Source organism: Arthrobacter sp. Y3223164 (assembly GCF_059091005.1).
Window position 1 is genome coordinate 1 of the sequence record NZ_JBNHGF010000938.1, and the last position, 337, is coordinate 337.

The 337-nt window shown below is 74.5% G+C and carries 1 pseudogene; it reads left to right on the forward strand.

What is annotated here, in order from left to right:
- Positions 1-337, forward strand: a pseudogene (locus AC5RUJ_RS18820) (septum site-determining protein Ssd); the annotation flags it as partial.

A 337-nucleotide genomic window follows, 5' to 3' on the forward strand; every position in this document is an offset into this window, starting at 1 on the left:
GGAGGGCTCTCGGCGGCCCTGGGTGCCGCCGACGTCCCGGGCCTGACCTGGCCGGATCTGGCGGCGGTGCAGGGAACGGTGAACCCGGTCCAACTGGCGGCGTCCTTGCCGGCGACCGGCGGATTCTCCCTGCTGTCTTGGCCGGGGACAGGGGACCCCGTCCTGCACGGCACCCCGCAGGACGGGGCGGCGGCGGAGATCATGGCGGCCGCGTCAGGCGCTTTCGGCTTGGTGGTTGTCGACACCGGACGGCTGAGGAGACCGCCCCAGACCGGGCCTCCGGCCAACGATACTGTGCTGCTGGCCCGGACGGACAGCCGCTCCCTGCGGGCCGCGG